This window comes from Christiangramia aquimixticola (genome assembly GCF_048285835.1).
GTDB classification, from domain to species: domain Bacteria; phylum Bacteroidota; class Bacteroidia; order Flavobacteriales; family Flavobacteriaceae; genus Christiangramia; species Christiangramia aquimixticola.
This window is the reverse complement of the sequence record NZ_JBLVTL010000381.1, coordinates 1-214: the sequence shown is the minus strand read 5'-3', so window position 1 is coordinate 214 and position 214 is coordinate 1. Positions and strand designations below refer to the sequence as shown.

Genomic DNA, 214 nt, shown 5'->3' with positions numbered 1-214 from the left:
CACTCACCTGCATCAACGCTATATGGATTAACCGGAGCCGGGCAGTTGGTTATAACTGGTGCTTCATCATCAATAACTGTTACATCAAAAGTACAGGTCGTATTAGCTGAATTTGAATCTCCATCATCCGCTGTTACCGTAACTGTTGTAGTTCCTATGGGGAAATTATAGGGGAAGCTAATATTACTTCCACCAACACTATAGGAAATAGCTA

At 41.1% G+C, this 214-nt stretch carries 1 protein-coding gene; it reads right to left on the bottom strand.

Annotation, left to right across the window (positions count from 1 at the left end; all coding sequences use genetic code 11):
• On the bottom strand, positions 1 to 214 hold a 214-nt coding region (locus ACNKXV_RS14905), incomplete at both ends, for an HYR domain-containing protein (protein WP_417908476.1).